The sequence below is a fragment of the Streptomyces sp. NPDC053673 genome (assembly GCF_055585225.1).
The window spans coordinates 454,154-472,040 of the sequence record NZ_JBVJKN010000001.1 but is presented as its reverse complement, the minus strand read 5'-3'; the positions used below and the strand labels follow the sequence as shown (position 1 = coordinate 472,040).

Genomic DNA, 17,887 nt, shown 5'->3' with positions numbered 1-17,887 from the left:
ACTTACGCCACCGTAGGGAGGGGTTGACGCGGGGTGATATAGGCCACCCGGTCAGTTTTCCGCAAAGCGGGAATACCCGGCCGGGGCCGGAACGCGCGCGTCCGCCGGCCCCATGGTGCGGGGCCGGCGGACGGAGAGACGCCGTGTCAGGTACGGACGTCGCGTCAGATCGAGACGCCGTGCCGGCGGAGGTAGGCCAGCGGGTCGATGTCCGAGCCGTAGCTCGGGCTCGTCCGGATCTCGAAGTGCAGGTGCGGGCCGGTGGAGTTGCCGGTGGAGCCGGAGAGGCCGATCTGCTGCCCGCCGGTGACGCTCTCGCCGGACGCGATGGAGAGCTGGGAGAGGTGGGCGTACTGCGAGTACGTGCCGTCGTTGTGCTTGATGACGACCTCGTTGCCGTACGCGCCGCTCCAGCCGGCCGACACGACGGTGCCCGGGCCGACGGCCTTCACGGACGTACCGGTGGCGGCGATGAAGTCGACACCGGTGTGGTAACCGCTGGACCACATGGAACCGGCGGTCTTGTACGCGGTGCTGATGCCGCCACGGACCGGCGCGAAGAAGCCGGAAAAACTGGTCTGCGCGGCGGCGTTCGTGGCGGGAGCCTCGGCGGCGGCCGGAGCAGCCTTGGGGCGCTCAGCGGTACGGGAGGCACGCTCGGAGGAACCGGACGGCTTCTCGCTCTTGGCCGGAGCCTTGGCCTTCCGCTCGGGCTTCGCCTCGCTCTCGACCTTCGCCTTGCCCTGGACCTTCGCCTTGCCGCCGAGGGCCAGCTTGAGCCCCGGGTGGATCAGCGACGGGTTCTCGCCGACGGCGGCGCGATTGTCGGCGTACAGCTTCTTCCAGCCGCCGCTGACGCTCTGCTCCTGGGCGATCTTCGACAGGTAGTCACCGGCCACGACGGTGTACGTCGCAGGCGCCTTGGGGGCCTTCGGCGCCTGCGGGGCGACGGACTTCTTGGCGACGGCTGCGATGCGCCCGGGGGCGGCGGAGGGCGCGGACTTCTCGGCGGCGTGCGCACCGAAGGCGCCGATGAGCGGGAGTGCGATGGCGGCCCCGCCCGTTCCGGCGGCGACGAATCCACGCGTGATCGGGTTGGTCCTCGGACGGCGATGCTTACCCTTACCGGGCATGGCGAATTCCTCTCCGCCGCCTGCGAGGTGAGCTGTCGGGTTCGGACTGGAGATGCCCGGCCACGCATGGCGCGCGACTTCACCCCGAGCCGTCCGGGATCCCGGAACGGCGTACTACCTGGGTCCCCCGCTCCTGCCACACGTGGGTGGGTGCGATATTCCGGACGGCGGCAGGATTAGGCGTTCCGACCGGATTGCGGTGACCGTAAGCGAGCCGGGTCGGAGCGAACAAGCCATCAATTTCGCCGGGAACCCTTCCGCCTGATTTCAACCTGGATTTCCCGGTCACGCTGCGTAAATCCCGGATCTTCGATTTCCTTCATAACAAGGGAGTTCACATGTCCGGCATCGCCACAGAACGTCACAGATATGATCCCGCTCACGGACCTGAGCCCATCTACCCCTTAACTCGGGCGTGTTACCCGAAACTGGCGAATACGGACAGATCGACCATTAGGCCCGTTTGGCGCCAACTGCATACACGGGTAAGGGGTACGTCACCCACCCCTTGTTGGGCGATTCACCCTACTCACCCATATTGCCCCTTTTGCTCCGCAGCTGGCTCGGCAAGCAGACGCTGCGAGGCCACCCACCAAGTGCACGGCGAAATCCGGGAGTTCACGAATCGGCCGCCCAGGGCTTCCGCCCAGGTGCTGACCGGACCCGGGCGCGGTCAGCGGCGCCGCAGCCGGATCACCGTCGCGTCAAGATCACCGTGGAGACCCGTGTGCAGCCCGTGGTGGAGCAGGACGGAGCCCCGGTGAACGACACCGGTGTCCAGGCACTCGTACGCCGCCGACGGTTCGAGGCCCCGCAGACGCAGGCACGGGGGCCGCTCACCGTAGTGCTGGGCCTGCAGCCATGCCAGGACCACGGCCTCGTCGCCACGCACGTACTGCACGGCGCTCAGCCCGCCCTCCGGCGGCCGCAGCCGATAGAGATCACCGTGCTGCACGACCGGCCTGATCCTTTTGTAGAGCTCCACCCAGCCGCGTGCCTCGGTCAGCTCGTCCTCGCTCCATCCGGTGAGGTCGCCGCCGATGCCCAGCACCCCGGCCATGGCGCTCACGAAACGGAACCTCAGCGAGCTGATCCGCCCGTTGAGCTGCACATTCGGACTGTCGGTGACCCATGCGGCCATCACCCGGGCCGGATGCAGCTGGCCGAAGCCGTACTGGATGGCCAGACGATCCAGCGGATCGGTGTTGTCGGAGGTCCACACCTGGTCGGTCCGGGAAAGAATCCCCAGGTCGATCCGGCCGCCACCACCCGAGCAGGACTCGAAGACCACGGCCGGGTGCGCGGCCCGCAGCCGGTCCAGCAGGGCGTACAGCGCGTGGACGTGCTCGACCCACAGCTTCTGCGGGTACGGCTCCCCCGGCCAGCCCGCGTCCGTGAAGCAGCGGTTGAAATCCCACTTCACATAGTCGATGGGGGCCGCGGACAGCAGCCGGTCCAGCTGCTCCCAGAGGTGGTCCCGGACATCCGCGCGGGCGAGATTCAGCACCAGCTGATTGCGGAATTCGGTCCGGGTGCGGCCGCGGTGGTGCTGCACCCAGTCCGGGTGCGCCCGGTACAGATCGCTGTCGGCATTGACCATCTCCGGCTCGACCCAGATCCCGAACCGCATGCCCAGTGCGTGCACGTCGTCGGCGAGCGGTTTCAGCCCCTTGGGGAAGCGGTCCGGGTTCGGCGTCCAGTCCCCGAGCCCGGCCCGGTCGCTCGTCCGCTTCCCGAACCAGGCGTCGTCCACGACGAAGAGCTCCACCCCCATCGCCGCGGCCCGGCGGGCCAGCGCCCGCTGCTGCTCCTCCGAGATGTCGAAGCCGGTGGCCTCCCACGAGTTGTAGAGGACCGGACGGGAGGCCCTGGCGTCCGGAATGACATGGGCGCGCTGCCAGGCGTGCCAGGCCCGGCTGGCAGCCCCGAATCCTCCGTCGGTCCACAGCCCGGCGAACACGGGCGAGGTGTAGGACTCACCCGGCGCGAGGAGCAGCAGTCCGGAGTCGTCGTAGCCGGCGCCGCCGCTGATCTGCACCTGGCCGTCGGGGAGGTGCTGAACGGCGATCCGCCATGATCCCGACCAGCCGAGCGCGCAGCCGTACACCTCCCCGTGCTCCTCCGTGGCCTCCCCGTCGTCGACGGCGACCCAGGGCAGGTGCTGGTGCCCGGTGTGCCCGCGGCGCGACCCGAGCACCTTCTCGCCGTACGTGAGCTCGGACCGTACGAGCAGGGACTCGGCCGCCCAGCGGCCGTGCAGCTGGGAGAGCCGGCGGCGGTCGCGGCGGGGCAGCGTCCAGACGGCTGCGTCGGCGCGCAGCAGCTCCAGTGCGGGACCGTCTCCGGCATGGGCCACGCTGACCCAGCGCTCGATCACATCGGAACCGTCCCGCATCCGGTAGTGGAGGGTCAGCGCGAGGCCGTGCACGGGGTCGCTGAAGCACAGCCGCAGCTCGTCGCCGCCGTCATCCACCAGCCCGTCGTCGAAGCGCCACTCGGTGCCTCGGACCTCGTCCGTACGGACCGAGAGCGCGGGCCGCACGAAGCGGGGGCCGCCTTCGACGGGATACTCCTCGTGCCCGTCGAGTGGCGACTCGAACGGCCAGTAGGGCGGGAGCGGTCGGGAGGCGAGGTCCTCGGCGTCGGCCGGGCGGATGCGCGGCCCCCAGTGCAGATGGAGGAGCTCGTCCCGGTCGGTGACGAACAGCGCATAGCTGCTCGTGATGCCGGACAGAACCCAGATGCGACCGCTGCCCATCGCCTCGATCATCCCGACCCCTCAAATTCTCACACGTCCGCACATCATCGCGCGCGATCCATCATCGAGGCAACGGCCTTGCAGCCGCCTTGAGGCGCGCCCAGGGACGGCGATGCGAAGGTCCAGAAGCTGTTGGGCATGCATCGGCACGTGGTCCTCGGCGAGACCGTCGATGAGGCCGCCAAGCGGAATCGGCTGATCCAGCGCGAGCGCGCCGTTGGACAGGATGAGCGATGGCACCAGAACCCGGTGAGCCTGCGGCACAGCCCTTCCGGCGGAGCCGAAATGATTGCCTGAGGAATCGATGTCGTATGGTCAGGAACGCGCCATTGTCGGCGAGCGCCGACCGCAGACACGGAGGAGCCACCGTGACGCAGCAGCTGCCGCAGATCCCGTCGACCGAACCCGAGCTGTCCGGGGTGCGCAACTTCCGGGACGTGGGCGGACTGCCGACCGTTGACGGGCGCCAGGTGCGGCACGGGCGGCTCTTCCGCAGCGGTCATCTCGCGCACGCCACCGACAGCGACGCCGCCTTCCTCGCCTCGCTCGGGCTCCACACGATCTTCGACTTCCGCAATGCCGCGGACCAGAAGCTGGAAGGCCCGGACGTCGAACTGCCCGGTGTGCGCAACCTCAACATCCCGCTCACCGACCCGGCGGACGGCGCCGAGTTCTGGAGGATGGTCCGCGAGGGCGACCTCGACCAGCTGAAATCGATCCTCGCCGACGGCAAGGCGGCCGCCCGCATGGTCGCGTCGTACCGCGTGATCATCAGGGAGCGCACGGCCGAGCACAGCCGGGTGCTGCACGCGCTGGCGGAGGACAGCGTCCCGGCCCTGATGCACTGTGCGGCGGGCAAGGACCGCGCGGGTCTGTCGATAGCGGTCTCCCTGCTGGCGGTCGGAGTCGAGCGGGACGCCATCGAGGCCGACTACCTGAAGTCGAACGACCCGCACCGCCGCTACAAGGTGCGCCGCGGCGCCAACGCGCCCTCCGGGATGTCGCCGGAGGTCATGGAGCTCCTCAGCCCGCTCTTCGACGCCCGCTCCGAGTATCTGGCGGCGGCGTTCGAGACGATCGAGGAGACCTGGGGCAGCACCGAGCGCTATCTCTCCGAGGGCCTCAGGATCACGCCCGAGACGCGTGAGCGGCTGCGCGACCGTCTGCTGGACGGATCGGTCTGAGCCCCTGCCGGGCGGCGGGTCACTGGCCGCCCACGGTGAACAGCAGATAAAGGAAGGCCGCGAAGAGGTGGCCTGCCACCAGATAGGCGAAGAGCCGGACGATCAGTCCGACGGGGAACGTGGATTCCTGGCTCGATGACGGCTTCCGGGGCATGGCGGTCTCCTCAGGCGGGCGGGTGTACGGGTCACGGCGGCACACGTGCGGTGTGCGGATCAGACGTGCGGATGTGCTTGTCAGACGTGCGGGTGTGTGTGCGGGTCGGGGCTCTGCAGCAGCGTGTGGACGAAGAGCAGCTCGGCCCCGCCGAGCGTGGCGGCGCCGATACGGTGCGGTGTGAGCGAGTCGAAGTGCGCGCTGTCCCCGGGGTCGAGCTCATGGACCGTGTCACCGAGGCCGAGCCGCAGCCGCCCTTCGAGGACGTACAGCCACTCCTCGCCCGGGTGCACCCGCACCAGTTCCCCCTGGGCGCCGGAGTACGGCACGCGCACCCGCAGCGCCTGCATGGCGCGCCCGCGGCCGCCGGCCTGCCGGTACGTCCAGCCGTCGGCCTCCGCGGGGCCCATCCGGCCCGCGCGGATGATCGCGTCGCGCTCCGGCGGGATCTCGCCGAGCAGCTCGGCGACGGTCGTACCGTAGATCCTGGCCAGCGCGAGCAGCGTCGGCAGCGACGGCTGCCGGTTGCCCGTCTCCAACCGGGACAGGTGGGCGGGGGAAAGACCCGCCCGCTGGGCGGCGGCCTCCAGGGTGAGACCGCGGCGGCGGCGCAGCTCGCGCAGCCGGGGTGCGACATCGGGCAGCTCGTCCGCTGCCTGTCCGGCAGGTTCTCCGGCGGGATGTCCGGCTGGAAGGCTCATGCCTCCATTGCGCCAGGATGTTTCCTCTGGGGCAAATTTCTTGCCCCAGAGGCAAAAGAGCTCAGCGGTTGGCCACGGCCTGCTTGACGAGGGTCTTGCCGAAGTCCCACATCAGCCCGCTCCCGCCGTGCGCATCGTCCATCACGGCACTGAAGGCCTCGACGAACCGGTCGACCTCCTGCTCACCGATGATCAGCGGCGGAATCAGCTTGATCACTTCCAGCTGGTCGCCGGAGACCTGGGTGAGGATCCGGTGCCTCTGCAACAGTGGCACGACGACCATCTGCGCGAAGAGTCCCTTGCGGGCCGCCTGCAGCACCGTCCAGCGGCTGCGCAGCTTCAGGGAGGACGGCCGTCCGAATTCGATCCCGATCATCAGTCCGCGCCCCCGGACGTCCTGCAGCAGCTCGTAGCGGTCGACGAGCGCCGCGAGCCGCGTCCGCAGCAGCTCTCCGGTCACCCGTGCGTTCGCGACGATCTGCTCGTCCTCGATCACGGAGAGGACGGCGAGCCCGGCCGCCATGGCCTGGGCGTTGGAGCCGAAGCTCGCCGAGTGCACCAGCACCCGGTCCATCGACGAGTAGACCTTCTTGAAGATCCAGTCCTTGCCGAGGGTCGCGCCGACCGGCACATAGCCGCCCGACAGCGCCTTCGCGACACACACCAGGTCCGGCTCGACGCCGTCCTCGTGCTGGTACGCGTAGAAGTCGCCGGTCCTGCCGAGCCCCGTCTGCACCTCGTCGGCGATCAGCAGCGCCTTGTGGCGGTGCAGCAGTTCCTGGGCCGCGTACAGGAATCCCGGCGGTGCCTCGTGCACGCCCTTGCCCTGGATGGGTTCCACGACGAAGCCCGCCACGTCGCCGCGCTTCAGCTCCCGCTCCAGCGCGTCGAGATCGCCCAGCCCGATCGCGGTGTCGGGAAGCAGCGGGGCGAAGCCGTCCCGGAAGCCCGCCTCGCCGTTGACCGAGAGCGAACCGGTGGTCAGCCCGTGGAAGGCGTGCCTGCAGTAGACGATCCGCGGTTTCCCGGTCGCGTAGCGGGCGAACTTCAGCGCCGTCTCCACCGCTTCCGTGCCGCTGTTGCCGAAGAACACCCGGTCCAGATGAGGGGTGTGAGCCAGCAGCTTCTCGGCGAGAAGTCCCGGCAACGGCGGGCAGTCGAAGCGGGTGAGATCGGCGAGCGAGGCGTCGAGGACGTCGTGCAGCGCCTTGCGGACCACCGGGTGGTGCCGGCCGAGGCCCAGCACCCCGAAGCCGGCGAGCATGTCGAGGTAGTCGTTGCCGTCCTCGTCCCAGAAGTACGCGCCCTCACCGCGCTCGTACACCTTGTCGAAGCCGATGGTGTGCAGCATCCGGGGCAGTTGATGGTTGAGATGTCTCGTATGCAGCTCGTACCGTTCGCGGCCGCGCTCCGCGAGCAGCCGCCCGAGATCGAACTCCTTGCTCATCGTCCGTGCTCCCGTACTCTTCGGTGTCCGTGCGACTCGGCATCCGTGCTCACAGCTGCTCCCGCGGCTGCACGGTCACCTCGCGGCGTGCCAGGGCCGCGCTGATCCGCCCCGCGATCTCCGCCGGCGTCAGCCCGATGTCGGCCAGCACCTCGCCGCGCTTCGCGTGGGCGAGGAACTGCTCGGGGATGCCGAAGGTCCGCAGCGGTACGTCGGCTCCGGCGTCCCGCAGCGCCTGGCCGACGGCCGAACCGACCCCGCCGGTCCGGCTGCTGTCCTCGACGACCGCGACCAGGCGGTGCCGCTCGGCGAGCGGGGCGAGCTGCTCGTCCACCGGCTTGACCCAGCGCGGGTCGACGACGGTGCAGCGCACTCCGCGGTCCTCCAGCAGACCGGCGGCCTGCAGGCAGACGGAAGCGAGCACGCCGACCGAGACGAGCAGCACCTCGGCGTCGTCGCTCCGGTGCAGTACGTCCATCCCGCCGACGCGGTCCAGGGCGGGCAGCGGCTCCCCCACCGACTCCTTGGGAAAGCGCAGCACGGTCGGCGCGTCGGACACGTCCACGGCCTCGCGCAGCTGGGTCCGCAGCTGGACGGCGTCGCGCGGGGCGGCGATCCTGAGCCCGGGTACGACCTGGAGCACGGACATGTCCCACATCCCGTTGTGGGAGGGCCCGTCGACTCCGGTGACCCCGGCCCGGTCCAGGACGAACGTGACTCCGCACCGGTGCAGGGCGACGTCCATCAGGAGCTGGTCGAAGGCGCGGTTGAGAAACGTGGCGTAGACGGCGACGACGGGGTGCAGACCGCCGGTGGCGAGTCCGGCGGCGGAGACGACCGCGTGCTGTTCGGCGATGCCCACGTCCCAGACCCGGTCGGGGAAGCGTTCGGCGAACTTCGTCAGCCCGACGGGGTGGAGCATGGCCGCGGTGATCGCCACGACGTCGGGCCGTTCGGCGCCGATCGCCGCGATCTCGTCCCCGAACACCGAGGTCCATGACGGGCCGGCCGCCGGCGTCAGTGGTTCGCAGGTCAGCGGGTCCATCACCCCGACGGTGTGGAAGCGGTCGGCCTCGTCCCGCTCCGCGTGCTGGTAGCCGCGGCCCTTCTCGGTGAGGCAGTGCACCAGGACGGGCCCGTGGAAACGTTTCGCGCGGCGCAGCGCCGACTCGACGGCGGCGATGTCATGGCCGTCGATGGGGCCGACGTACTTCAGCCCCAGGTCCTCGAACATGCCCTGCGGTGCGAAAGCATCCTTGAAGCCCTTCTTGGCGCCGTGCAGCGATTCGTACAGCTGCTTTCCGACCACGGGAGTGTGCTGGAGCACGTCCTTGCCCCAGGCGAGGAAGCGCTCGTAGCCGTCGGTGGTGCGGAGCGTGGCGAGGTGGTTGGCGAGGCCCCCTATCGTCGGGGCGTAGGAGCGCTCGTTGTCGTTGACGACGATGATCAGCGGGCGGTCCTTGGCGGCGGCGATGTTGTTGAGGGCCTCCCAGGCCATGCCGCCGGTGAGCGCGCCGTCACCGATGACCGCGACGACGTGGTCGTCCTTCCTCAGCACCTCGTTGGCCTTGGCGAGGCCGTCCGCCCAGCCGAGGACGGTGGAGGCGTGCGAGTTCTCGATGACGTCGTGCTCGGACTCCTCGCGGGAGGGGTAGCCGGACAGACCGCCCTTGCCGCGCAGCTTGGAGAAGTCCTGCCGGCCGGTGAGGAGTTTGTGGACGTAGCTCTGGTGGCCGGTGTCCCAGAGGATGCGGTCGACGGGCGAGTCGAAGACCCGGTGCAGGGCGATGGAGAGCTCCACCACCCCGAGATTGGGTCCCAGATGGCCACCGGTTCTGGCCACGGCATGGATCAGGAAGTCCCTGATGTCCTCGGCCAGTTCGTCGAGTTCCGCTTCTGACAGCGCCTTGAGATCACGCGGCCCCCGGATGTGCTCCAGAAGTGTCACGTTCGGGCCCCCTCTCTGATCTGTTGAACCGGATGGCGGCGGGGAGGGCACGGGGCCGTCCTCGCCGCCTCCACTCACCCGTGGTTTCCGGAGACCGTGTCCCGTGCCGCGCGCAGCGACTCCTTGAGGGAGCCCATGGTGGCGAGGACTGCGGTCGGCTCGTAACCGCAGTGCGCCATGCAGTTGGCGCAGCGCGGGTCCTTTCCGCGGCCGTACTTGTTCCAGTCGGTCTCCTCGACGAGCTCCTTGTACGTGGGCACGTACCCGTCGCTCATCAGATAGCAGGGCCGCTGCCAGCCGAAGAGCGAGTAGTTGGGGATCGCCCATGCGGTGCACGGGAAGTCGACCTTGCCTTCCAGGAAGTCCAGGAAGAGGGGCGAGTGGTTCAGCCGCCAGCGCCGCCGGTTGCCGCCGGCGAAGGCCTTCCTGAACAGCTCGCGAGTCTGCTCGACGCCGAGGAAGTGCTCCTGGTCGGGCGCCTTCTCATAGGCGTACGCGGGCGAGATCATCATCTCGTCGACCTTGAGGTCGTCGTTGAGGTAGTTCAGCACCTCGATGACGGTCTGCGGGGTGTCGGTGTTGAAGAAGGTGGAATTCGTGGTGACCCGGAAGCCGCGCCGCTTGGCCTCCTTGATCGCCTCCACCGCTTCGTCGAACACACCCTCCTTGGCGACCGACTCGTCATGGCGCTCGCGCAGCCCGTCGATATGGACGGCGAACGCGAAGAACGGCGACGGAGTGAAATCGTCCATCTTCTTCCGCAGCAGCATCGCATTGGTGCAGAGAAAGACGTATTTCTTACGCGCCACCAACTGCCGGACGATCTCGTCGATCTGAGGATGCATCAACGGCTCGCCGCCCGCGATCGAGACCATCGGGGCACCGGACTCCAGAACCGCGCCGACCGCCTGAGCGACCGGCATGCGCTGCTTGAGGATTCCGGCCGGGTGCTGGATCTTCCCGCAGCCCTCGCACTTCAGATTGCACGCGAACAACGGCTCCAGCTCCACGATCAGCGGAAACTTCTCACGCCTGCGGAGCTTCTGTTCAAAGAGGTAGGTCCCGACCCTGATGGTCTGACGGAGCGGCATGGCCATCTAGCTCACCTCCTGGGGAGCAGCAAAGAACGGTGCCATTCGTAGAAAGCCGGAAGGACGGCGCGGAGAACCCGGAAAGCCGATATTCCACCGCGCACCGTGCCGATACGGACCAGCTCATGCTCAGGAGCGTCCACGACCACCCGGACGGCCGCAACCGGGCGGGGTCCCGCGGTCAGCGCGCTGTGGAGCGTCGCGGCGGACTCCATGTCCACTGCGATCGCTCCGGTCGCGGCCAGCTCGGCCCGCTCCGGGCCGCGAACGACATGGTCGGAACCGGTCAGCGGGCCGGTGTGGACGGTCCGTCCGGGCACTGCCAGGGCCAGCGCCCGCACGAGCGTCTCCGTACCGGTGCAGGGCGAGACGCCCCAGGGGCCTCGGGTCTCGTCGGCCACGACCACATCGCCCGGGTGCATACCCGCGGCGAGTCCGGCGCAGAAGCCGGACGCGACGACCGCCGCGTCGCGCGTGTGCTCTTCTCGGAGCATGCGTTCGAGGGCACGTTGCGCGTTCTTCGGGCCGATGCCCGTACGGAGTACGGTCACCGGGCCCGGTGCGCCGCCGCGGCCGGCCCCGCGCAGGGCGAGACGCTCGATGCCGAGCGCACAGGCGATCAGCAGCGGCGGCGCCGCGGAGCCGGACGGCTCCGTGGAAGCGTCCATTCAGCCCCCGTTCCGGCCGGCGAACGGTTCCCCGTGCAGATAGCGGCCGAGCGCGGTGAGCGGGAAGACCTGCCGGTACAGGTGGTAGTTGATGGAGAAGTCCCACGGGAAGCCCGTGCCGGTGAAGTACGGCTCGTCCCACGAGCCGTCCGGGCCCTGCGTCCCGGTGAGGAAGGCGATGCCCCGCTCGACCGCCTTGCCGTCCCGCTCCCCCGCCGCGAGCAGGGCCAGCAGCGCCCACGCAGTCTGCGAGGCGGTGGAGGAACCGTGGCCGATCCACGTCGCCTCTCGGTACGAGCGCAGGTCCTCGCCCCAGCCTCCGTCGTCGTTCTGGACGGATTCGAGCCAGCTGACGGCGCGCCGGATCGCCGGGTGCGAGGCGGGCAGCCCGGCCGCGGTCAGCGCCGGAACGACCGACCCCGTGCCGTAGATGTAGTTGACGCCCCAGCGCCCGAACCAGGCTCCGTTCGGTTCCTGTTCGGCGAGCAGCCACTCGATGCCGCGGCGGGTGCTCGGGTGGTGGGCCCGGCCCTCGTGGGCCAGCATCTCGACGACGTGCGCGGTGACGTCGGCGGACGGCGGGTCGATGACCTCGCCGAAGTCGCAGAACGGCAGCCGGTTGGGGAACGGGCTGGTGTTGTCGGCGTCGAAGGCCGCCCAGGCGCCGTTCTTCGACTGCATCCCGAGGGTCCAGCGGCCACCGCGCGCGATCGCGGCCTCGACCCGCGACGGGTCGGGGTGCCTCACCCGGCGCAGCGCCAGGATGACCTCGGCGGTGTCGTCGATGTCGGGGTAGTTGTCGTTGTGGAACTCGAACGCCCAGCCGCCCGGGGCGAGCCGTGGTTTGCGAACGGCCCAGTCGCCGGGCCGGACGATCTCCTCGGCGAGCATCCAGTCGGCGGCCTTGACCAGCGCGGGGTGGTCGGCGGGCAGTCCCGCGTCGGCGAGCGCGATGGTGGCGAGGCAGGTGTCCCAGACCGGTGACTGACAGGCCTCGATCATCCGCGCGCCGTCCTCGCGCCATACGGCGAACCGGTCCAGTGAGTCCAGGCCCGCGCGCAGCACCGGGTGCTGGAGGTCGTAGCCGAGCAGATGCAGGGCGATCACCGAGTAGACGGCGGGGGGCTGGATCCCGCCCCAGCAGCCGTCGTTCTCCTGCCGCTCGATGATCCAGCGCGCCGCGCTGCTCATGGCCGCGCGGCGCAGCGGGCGCAGCGCGACCTTGTGATAGCGGTGCATCGCCTTGTCGAGGCGCTGGAAGACGCCGTCCCAGCTCGCCGCGGGGGCAAGGGGCCGCGGGGGGTTGGGGCGGTGCCGGTCGGTGTGCAGCTCGTCGAGCGGGAACGGGGCGGGACGGACCGGGCGCTTGGCGGAGACGATGGTGAGCGGCACGATGGTCTGCCGCGCCCAGCAGCCGAAGTCGTAGATGTTGAGCGGGAACCACGAGGGCAGATAGATCAGCTCAGGCGGAAGTTCCGGCAGGTCTTCCCATTTCCACCAGCCGAAGAGCGCGAGCCAGATGCGGGTGAAGACGCGGCCGGCGGCGATGCCGCCCTGCGCGCGGATCCAGCTCGCGGCGCGCGCCATGTGCGGGTCGTCCGGCCGGTCGCCCGCGAGGCGCAGGGCGACATATGCCTCGATGGTGGTGGAGAGTTCCCCGGGACCGCCGTAGAAGGTGGCCCAGGTGCCGTCCTCGCGCTGCTCGCCCCGGATGAACAGGGCTGCCGCGTGGGTGGTCTTCTCGTCCTGGATGCCGAGGAACTGACGGAGCAGCAGATCCTCGGCATCCATGGTGACATTGGTCTCGAGATCGGCCTTCCACCAACCCTCGGCGTCCTGTTTGCCGAGCAGATACTCGACGGACCGCCGCGCCGCGTGTTCGGCGGCTGTGTGGGGGTCGGTCGGGTCGGGACGGGTGTCGGTCGTTTCGCTGGCCGCGGCTGCGGGGGGTTCCGAAGCCCCTGCGCTTCCGTCGGTCGTCGCTGTCATGGCTTCCCCTTCGTGCAGTCGGATGTGCTGCTTTCGGGTCTGCCGTCGGCCGGTGCCGCGAGTGGCACCGGCCGGCGACTGCGAGCTCATATGCGGTTGATCGTGATCATCTCCGTCACGTGACCAACTGTTCCGTACGAACCGTGATCATCTGCCCGTAGGACTGCGATCATCTCTTGCGTACGACGACGAAGTCGGCAAGGGCGACGAGCTGCGCCCGCACGCGCTCGGGCATCTCGACGCGGTCCAGCGCCGCGATCGCCGTTCCGTGCTGCCTGCGGGCCTCCTGAGAGGTCCACTCGCGGCCGCCCGCCTCCTCGATCAGGGCCGCCCGGGTGGCGAACTCCGCCTCGGAGAAGCTGTCGAACTCGCTGCTCTTGGCATCGGCCGCGAGCAGTTCGCCGAGGCGCTCGGAGGCCGGTCCGCCCGCGGCCAGCGCGGCGACGACCGGCAGGGACTTCTTGCGCTGGCGCAGATCGCTCCAGGTCTGCTTGCCGGTGGCCTCCGGGTCGCCCCAGATGCCGAGCAGATCGTCGACGGCCTGGAAGGCGAGCCCGAGGTGGTATCCGTACGCCTCCAGGGCGTCGGCGGTGCGGTCGTCGGCCCCGCCGAGCACCGCGCCGATGGACACGGCGCAGGCGAGCAGCGCACCCGTCTTGTTGCCCTCCATCTCCAGGCACTCCTCGACGGTGACCCGCTCGCGGTGCTCGTAGGAGATGTCCTGCGCCTGGCCGTCGATGAGCTTGCGGGTCGCGGTGGTGAGCCGGCGGGTCGCCCGGCCCGCCTCCACCGTGCCGAGCTCCAGCAGGATCTCGTTGGCCAGCGCGAACAGCGCGTCGCCGACGAGGATGGCCTGGGCGGGGCCGTGCACCTTCCAGACGGTGTCGCGGTGCCGGCGCTGCTCGTCGCCGTCCATCAGGTCGTCGTGGAGCAGCGAGAAGTTGTGCACCAGCTCCACCGCGACGGCGCCGGGGATGCCGACCTCGGGCGCGGCACCGGCCGCCTCCGCGGAGATCAGGGCCAGCGCGGGGCGTACGGCCTTGCCGCCGTCGCCGTCGGCGGGGCGGCCTTGGGCGTCGATCCAGCCGAAGTGGTAGGCGGCGACAGTGTCCATGGGCGGCGCGAGCCGGTCCACGGCAGCGCGCAGCACCGGGGTGGACATGGTCCGCCCGCGCTCGAGCAGCGCGGTCACGTCCGCGGTGTCGACAGCCGGGTTCGCCGAGGGCGCAGTCGGCACTTTCTCTCCTCTGGTTCCAGGCTTGACTCTCATGCCGCCTCCTTGAGCGGATGTTCATGGGGGCGGCCGAGGGCGGTGAGCGCGGCGCCTGCGGCGCTGAAACCGCTGCGCACGGCGCCCTCCATGGTCGCGGGCCAGCCGGTGGCGGTCCACGATCCGGCCAGGTACAGGCCGGGTGCACGGGTGCGCGCGGCCGGCCGGAGCCTGCCGACGCCGGGGGTGGGGGCGAACGTGGCGGTGCGCTCCCGGGTGACGAAGAAATCCCGTACCTCCGCGCCGCGGGCCGCGGGCAACAGCCGCTCCAGCTCCGGGAGGTAGCGCTCGCGCAGCTCGGCGACGGGGGTGTCGATCTCGTCGTCGGCGGCCGACTGGGACAGGGCCAGATACTGTCCCGCCCTCCCCCAGCTACCGCTGGGAGGTACCCCCAGCCCACCACCGCCCTTGCTCGAGGGCCCTTCGGGCCCGCCCCTCAGGAGCCCTGAGGCGTGGGTGCGGTCGAAGACCCACTGGACGGGGGTGCCGAGCGCCGCGAAGAACGGGCGGCGCAGCACCGTGCGGTCATAGATCACATGGACGTTGAGGATCGGCGCGGTGCCGATGTCGAGCAGCCGGTCGGGCTCGTCGATGGCGCCGTCGGGCAGCAGGGCGTGGGTCTCGCGCTGCGGTACGGCGAGGACGACGGCGTCCGCGTCGAGCCGCTCGGCACCCGCCGTGACGTTCCAGCGGCCGTCGCCGGCGCGGGTGACGGCGCTGACGCGGGTGCGCAGTTCGGTGCGGACTCCGGCGGAGTCGAGGGCCTTGCGGGCCAGGGTGTCATGGAGGTCGCCGAGCGGGACATGGGCCCAGCCGATGTCGGCGGCGCCGGACTCGGAGAGCAGTCCGGTCTTGAAGACCATCGCGGCCAGGCCCATCGACGCATTCGGCGCGGTGGCGTTGAGCGTGGCCAGGCCGACGAGGTCCCAGAGGGCCTCGACGGCGCGCCGCGACTGGCCGTGGCGACCGAGCCAGGTGGCGAAGTCGATGCCGTCGAGAGCGGGGTCGGCGGGGTCGAGCCCCTTGAGTGCGAGGGCTGCGCGCCCCACGCCGGCCCGCTCGGCGAGGGAGAGATGCGGGTACGTGGCCAGACTTGCCGCGAGATGCAGCGGTACGGGCAGGGCGGTGCGGCGCAGCCGGCCGAGCCGCGGGCCCTGGGGATGCGCGGCGTCGAGTACGGGTACGTCGAGGCGGGGCTGCAGCGGTGCCAGGTGGGCGCCGTCGACACGGTCGAGGAACCAGCGGTAGGCGGTGCAGCAGCGCAGATACACGTGCTGCCCGTTGTCGACGGTCAGGTCGCCGCGCCGGAAGGAGAAGGCGAGGCCGCCCAGACGCGGGCGGTTCTCGACGAGGGTGACCTGCAGTCCGGCGTCGGCGAGCTGGAGCGCCGCGGTGACGCCGGCGAGTCCGCCTCCGACGACGACCGCGTGCCGCGATTCCCTGTCGTCGTTCGTCACGAGCCCTCCCCCGCCGGTGTGATGCAGTCGCTTTCGGAGGCCGATGCTGTCAGGGACGCGACGCCGTGGCGGAGGGTTGCGCGCGGGTTGTCCTGCTTGTCATAAGGCTCGTCGTACGGCCTGTTGCGCGGCTTGGTGCACTGCTCGGCGAAGTGACCCATCAGGCGCGCCTCCTGACGGACTGCCGGGAGATGTGCCGGGCGTCGAGTCCCGACAGGCCCCGGACGGCGACGTACGCCTTCTCCCGGCCGGGCAGCGAGACACGGCCGCGCAGCACGGCCTCGGGGTCGCGCTCGATCCGGTCGAGCAGGCGCCGGTAGATGCCGGCCATCGCGGCGACACAGGCGCCGCTGCGCCGGTCCAGCATGGGCAGCAGCCGGTAGCCCTCCGCGAACAGCCCCCGGGCGCGGCGCACTTCGAAGTGGACGAGGCCGGTGAAGTCGGCGCCGGACGGCGGCGCGGCGCGGTGGAAGCCCACCGAACAGCCGAACTTGGCGAGGTCGTCGGCGGGCAGGTACGTACGGCCGTTGCTCGCGTCCTCGCGGACGTCCCGAAGAATGTTGGTGAGCTGGAGGGCAAGGCCGAGGGTGTCGGCGTACTCGGGGGCGCGCTCAGCGCTGCGCGCGCCCGGCAGGGTGCCGAACACGCCGAGGGAGAGCCGGCCGATGGCCCCCGCGACACACCGGCAGTAGGCCTTGAGATCGTCCCACGTCTCGTACGTCTCGCCACGGACGTCCATCTGAACGCCGTCGATGAGCTCGTCGAGTCCGTCGAGCGGAATCGGGAAGCGGCGCGCCGCGTCCGTGAGCGCCACCGCGACCGGGTCGGTGTCGTCCTCGTCCACCGCGTCGTCGCAGATCCTGCCGAGCAGTTCCCGGGTCGCTTCGAGCCGGTCCCGCTTGGCGCTCTCGGTGAGGGTGCCGTCGCCGATGTCGTCGACCCGCCGGGAGAACGCGTAGAGCGCCGACATCGCCTGCCGCTTTTCCGCGGGCAGCAGCCGGATGCCGTACGCGAAGTTGCGCGCCTGCTGTCCTGTGACGGCCTCGCAGTAGCTGTACGCGGCCTGCACCGGCGCGGACATCTGTGTGTGTCCCTCCATGCTCCGGCTCACCCCTCTCTCGGCGCTTTTCGCAACACAGCTCCTACTTCACGCACCAGCTGGGGCTTGGTGGGCTTGGGCGGTCCGGGGAGTACGTCGTGTCCGGCGGCCGCGACCGCGGCGAGCGCGGCGCGCCCCCCGCCCACGAATCCGGCGAGCAGCACCCTCAGCCTGCCGTGGACGCTACCCACGAGCGGGAGGCCTTCATCCAGCAGGGCCCCCGCACGTTCGCACTCGTACGCGACGAGGGAGCGCACCGGTTCGCTCCCCGTCGGCGCGGCGAGGTCCTCCTCGGTGACGTGGAACCGCTTCATGTCCTCGGCCGGGAGGTAGATGCGGTCGCGCTCCAGGTCCTCCGCGACGTCCTGGAGGTGCTCGACGATCTGGAGCCCGGTGCAGACGGCGTCCGAGCGGCGGATCCGCTCGGGGTTCGCGGTGCCGGTGATCGCGAGGACGAGCCGCCCGACGGGGTTGGCGGAGAGCTCGCAGTAGGCGACGAGATCCTCGTACGTCTCGTAGCGGCGTACGTGCTGGTCCTGGCGGTTGGCCTCGATGAGCCCCAGGAACGGCTCAGGGGTGAGGGAGCAACGGCGCACGGTGGGTACCAGGGCGTTCAGCAGCGGGTGGCGCGGGGCCCCGTCGGAGAAGACACGCCGGAGGTCGGCCTCGAAGGCGTCGAGCATCAGGAGGCGGTCGTCGGTCTGTGCGGGGTCCAGGCCCAGGTGGCCGGCGTCGGCGCCGCCGGGGGCCAGGTCACCGTCGCCGATGTCGTCGACGAGGCGGGCGAATCCGTAGACGGCCATGAGGTCGTCGCGCCACGCGCGCGGCAGGAAGAAGGGAGCCACCGGAAAGTTCTCGTCGGCGGCCTTGTCGAGCGTGGTGCGCGTGGAGGCATCGGGGCGCACCTGCCGGGTACCCGTCACCGCGGGCTGCCCGGTGCGGGGACGGCACTACCCACGCGGAGCTGGAGATTTTCCGTCATTGCCGT

At 70.4% G+C, this 17,887-nt stretch carries 16 protein-coding genes and 1 riboswitch; of the genes, 1 reads left to right on the top strand and 15 read right to left on the bottom strand.

From position 1 onward, the window contains the following. Positions 1-164: 164 nt before the first annotated feature. The 3 genes from ACZ6ZQ_RS02075 to ACZ6ZQ_RS02065 all read right to left on the bottom strand — a co-directional run bounded on the left by ACZ6ZQ_RS02075 (position 165) and on the right by ACZ6ZQ_RS02065 (position 4,155). On the bottom strand, positions 165-1,133 hold the full coding sequence (locus tag ACZ6ZQ_RS02075) for a M23 family metallopeptidase (protein WP_469766612.1): 969 nt from the start codon (positions 1,131-1,133) through the stop codon (positions 165-167). Positions 1,134-1,137: 4 nt separating this feature from the next. Further along, a riboswitch (cyclic di-AMP (ydaO/yuaA leader) is annotated at positions 1,138-1,296 on the bottom strand. Between the two features lie 510 nt (positions 1,297-1,806). Further along, positions 1,807-3,903, bottom strand: a complete 2,097-nt coding sequence (locus ACZ6ZQ_RS02070; protein WP_469766611.1) for an alpha-galactosidase — start codon at positions 3,901-3,903, stop codon at positions 1,807-1,809. Positions 3,904-3,912: 9 nt separating this feature from the next. Then, the gene (locus tag ACZ6ZQ_RS02065) at positions 3,913-4,155 is read right to left on the bottom strand and encodes a hypothetical protein (protein WP_469766610.1); all 243 of its coding nucleotides are present in this window, start codon (positions 4,153-4,155) and stop codon (positions 3,913-3,915) included. Between the two features lie 104 nt (positions 4,156-4,259). On the opposite strand from ACZ6ZQ_RS02065, the gene ACZ6ZQ_RS02060 reads away from it, so the two are divergent. Beyond that, entirely contained in the window at positions 4,260-5,075 is an 816-nt protein-coding gene (locus ACZ6ZQ_RS02060; protein ID WP_469766609.1) for a tyrosine-protein phosphatase, read from the top strand. Between the two features lie 19 nt (positions 5,076-5,094). On the opposite strand, the gene ACZ6ZQ_RS02055 is transcribed toward ACZ6ZQ_RS02060, so the two are convergent. From ACZ6ZQ_RS02055 to hpnC, 12 genes are all read right to left on the bottom strand, one after another. Then, positions 5,095-5,229, bottom strand: coding sequence for a DUF6126 family protein (locus ACZ6ZQ_RS02055; RefSeq protein WP_469766608.1), 135 nt, complete (start codon positions 5,227-5,229; stop codon positions 5,095-5,097). 80 nt (positions 5,230-5,309) lie between these two features. Beyond that, complete coding sequence (locus tag ACZ6ZQ_RS02050; protein WP_469766607.1) at positions 5,310-5,930, bottom strand: helix-turn-helix domain-containing protein; 621 nt, start codon at positions 5,928-5,930, stop codon at positions 5,310-5,312. 61 nt (positions 5,931-5,991) lie between these two features. Then, positions 5,992-7,377 carry an aspartate aminotransferase family protein gene (locus tag ACZ6ZQ_RS02045; RefSeq protein WP_469766606.1) on the bottom strand — a complete coding sequence of 462 codons (1,386 nt, stop codon included), beginning with the start codon at positions 7,375-7,377 and terminating at the stop codon, positions 5,992-5,994. A gap of 49 nt (positions 7,378-7,426) precedes the next feature. Then, positions 7,427-9,325, bottom strand: a complete 1,899-nt coding sequence (gene dxs, locus ACZ6ZQ_RS02040) for a 1-deoxy-D-xylulose-5-phosphate synthase (protein ID WP_469766605.1) — start codon at positions 9,323-9,325, stop codon at positions 7,427-7,429. Between the two features lie 74 nt (positions 9,326-9,399). Next, positions 9,400-10,422: an adenosyl-hopene transferase HpnH gene (hpnH, locus tag ACZ6ZQ_RS02035; RefSeq protein WP_469766604.1), complete on the bottom strand. Its 1,023-nt coding sequence runs from the start codon at positions 10,420-10,422 to the stop codon at positions 9,400-9,402. Positions 10,423-10,427: 5 nt separating this feature from the next. After that, the gene (locus ACZ6ZQ_RS02030; RefSeq protein ID WP_469766603.1) at positions 10,428-11,084 is read right to left on the bottom strand and encodes a phosphorylase family protein; all 657 of its coding nucleotides are present in this window, start codon (positions 11,082-11,084) and stop codon (positions 10,428-10,430) included. Continuing rightward, the gene (shc, locus tag ACZ6ZQ_RS02025) at positions 11,085-13,073 is read right to left on the bottom strand and encodes a squalene--hopene cyclase (RefSeq protein WP_469766602.1); all 1,989 of its coding nucleotides are present in this window, start codon (positions 13,071-13,073) and stop codon (positions 11,085-11,087) included. Between the two features lie 169 nt (positions 13,074-13,242). Beyond that, entirely contained in the window at positions 13,243-14,343 is a 1,101-nt protein-coding gene (locus tag ACZ6ZQ_RS02020) for a polyprenyl synthetase family protein (RefSeq protein WP_469766601.1), read from the bottom strand. Then, positions 14,340-15,800, bottom strand: coding sequence for a hydroxysqualene dehydroxylase HpnE (hpnE, locus tag ACZ6ZQ_RS02015; RefSeq protein WP_469766600.1), 1,461 nt, complete (start codon positions 15,798-15,800; stop codon positions 14,340-14,342). Before hpnE ends, ACZ6ZQ_RS02020 begins: the two co-directional genes overlap by 4 nt. Next, positions 15,797-15,961 carry a hypothetical protein gene (locus tag ACZ6ZQ_RS02010; protein WP_469766599.1) on the bottom strand — a complete coding sequence of 55 codons (165 nt, stop codon included), beginning with the start codon at positions 15,959-15,961 and terminating at the stop codon, positions 15,797-15,799. The genes hpnE and ACZ6ZQ_RS02010 overlap by 4 nt, the downstream gene beginning before the upstream one ends. Continuing rightward, positions 15,961-16,899 carry a presqualene diphosphate synthase HpnD gene (gene hpnD, locus ACZ6ZQ_RS02005; protein WP_469766598.1) on the bottom strand — a complete coding sequence of 313 codons (939 nt, stop codon included), beginning with the start codon at positions 16,897-16,899 and terminating at the stop codon, positions 15,961-15,963. The genes ACZ6ZQ_RS02010 and hpnD overlap by 1 nt, the downstream gene beginning before the upstream one ends. A gap of 8 nt (positions 16,900-16,907) precedes the next feature. After that, entirely contained in the window at positions 16,908-17,822 is a 915-nt protein-coding gene (gene hpnC / locus ACZ6ZQ_RS02000; RefSeq protein WP_469766597.1) for a squalene synthase HpnC, read from the bottom strand. Positions 17,823-17,887: the final 65 nt, after the last annotated feature.